The organism is Mesorhizobium sp. PL10, assembly GCF_053714315.1.
In genome coordinates this window covers 1-1829 of the sequence record NZ_JBSKBR010000122.1, presented here as the reverse complement: position 1 = coordinate 1829, position 1829 = coordinate 1, and the positions used below count along the sequence as shown (strand labels likewise).

Genomic DNA, 1829 nt, shown 5'->3' with positions numbered 1-1829 from the left:
CATTGGAATCCCGCAGACTTTTTGCACAGTCTGATTTTGGTGGACACCTCATGCGGCAGAGCACTCAACAGCAAAAGGTGCGTAGAAAATCGCGCTTACGCTCTTAGCAAAATGGCACGCGCTAGATGGCGATCGAAGAACGCAAATACCCCGGTGAGCTGGCATCCCCGCAGCAGGTTCACGAACTGGCGGAAGAATACCGCAAGGCCGCAAACCACCTCCTTCAGCTCGGTCGGCCCGGCAAGCCGCTTTCCAGAGCTCCGTTCAGATTGGCGGCGATCCATGCGATCGAACTCTACCTGACCGCGCTGTTGCTCCACCGCGGACACAATCCCAATCAGGTCCGCAAACTGCAGCACGATCTATCGAAACGCACGGAACACGCCATCGAGGCGGGCCTGCATCTTCGCGCGAAGACGGCCAGGCATCTCCAGTCGCTAAGCCAGAACCGGGAATATCTCATAACCCGCTATGGGCCGGAACTGGCGGCCACCGCCTCCCAGATAAACCGCCTCACCGCCACGCTTGAAGAGGTGGCGGCAAAGGTCACGGTATTGATCGCGCTGCCCGCCAGATCGCGGCAGGCAGACCCACCTGCCGCTGTCGAGGTTCAAGGCCGGGATTCGGCGGCCTCCTCGTCCGCGGCGACCGCCAATTGAACGACATGATGTACGAGGAACACGTGGACGAGGTGTGCGGCCTCGTCCCGCGAAATCGGCAACATGTCCGCAGTGATTTCATTGTCGATATAGCTCTCGGCGTCCCAGTGGGTGCGAGTCAGCTCCTCGTTGGTCGGCTCAATCCGCTCAATAACCCTTTCGAACGCGGCATTGGCGGCATCGATAAGCACGGTACGGTCGGCCCCGGCGACTGGCAGGGACGCAATGACGGCATGGGAATCCATGACTAATGTTTCCTTTTGGAAATGGCGGTCTCTTTCCTCAGCATTTTCGGTCGCCATGCCGACGCTGGTCTTGAATCGGTGGCTCGTCGAAGCGCCAGGCGCCACCTTATGCTCACATGCGCAGCGGCAGGATACCCAAGAATCCGACAGATGCAATCGAGGCTACTGGCGAGAATTCTGCTGCTGGATGCGGCTCGCAACCGGTGCAATCACACAGTTTGCCGCTGCACGCATGATTTATTATGGGGCAAGAGGTGCGTGGCGAAAGATTTTCAGGGACAAGGATCCTCGCAGAGGTGGTTTCGTTCCGGAACGTGGTCATTAAATGGAAAGGTGTTCCGCACTACCTTCGCCGACGGCAGCGTTATGAAGGAGGCAATTGTGAATACAGTTGGCCATCGCGTGTTAGCGTTCGCCGTGGCGGCGATCGCATTCCTTCTGTTTATCTACTGGGAGCCCGAGGCGTTTAGGGGAGTGGTTTCCTCGGTGGTACGGTTGGCTGTCCTCGCATTAGGCCTTGCCTTCGCATACCAGTCATTTGACGCGTTCCGGTCAGCACTGACGGGGCAAGAACCAAAGGTCTCAGCCTCCACAGGAAACCCAACAAGCGCTTCCTCTCGTGTCGGCGGAATTATGTGGGGATTTATCGCAGCGGGGGTCGCTTTCGTCGCGGTCACGTGGGGCTTCGGGCTCTGGGGTGATTTTTCGCGCTGATTGGCAGACCCGGTCTCGCATTGGTCCGAGAATGGAGCCGCGCTGGATGCGATTCCCCACCTTCACCTCCAATATCGGCCTATGACCGACTTCACGAGATTGACCATTCGCGGCCGCCAGGCCCCGCTGGAACCAAGCCTGATCCCCGGAGCCCGAGACCGCGCACTTCATCGAGCATGAGGCATACAAAGACATCGCACTGGTCATCCCC

At 58.7% G+C, this 1829-nt stretch carries 3 protein-coding genes; 2 read left to right on the top strand and 1 reads right to left on the bottom strand.

Features of this window, described 5'->3' with window-relative positions; translation table 11 throughout:
- Window positions 1–125 precede the first annotated feature (125 nt).
- Window positions 126–659 (top strand): hypothetical protein, encoded by a 534-nt coding sequence (locus ACWGTO_RS33320; RefSeq protein ID WP_454578931.1) that lies wholly within the window; start codon window positions 126–128, stop codon window positions 657–659.
- On the opposite strand, the gene ACWGTO_RS33315 is transcribed toward ACWGTO_RS33320, so the two are convergent.
- Window positions 611–904 (bottom strand): hypothetical protein, encoded by a 294-nt coding sequence (locus tag ACWGTO_RS33315; RefSeq protein ID WP_454578930.1) that lies wholly within the window; start codon window positions 902–904, stop codon window positions 611–613. The two genes, ACWGTO_RS33320 and ACWGTO_RS33315, sit on opposite strands and share 49 nt — an antisense overlap.
- Window positions 905–1162: 258 nt before the next feature.
- Here ACWGTO_RS33315 and ACWGTO_RS33310 point away from each other — a divergent pair, with 258 nt between their 5' ends.
- A complete protein-coding gene (locus ACWGTO_RS33310) occupies window positions 1163–1618 on the top strand; it encodes a hypothetical protein (RefSeq protein WP_454578929.1) in 456 nt (151 codons plus the stop codon).
- The last annotated feature ends 211 nt before the right edge of the window (window positions 1619–1829 follow it).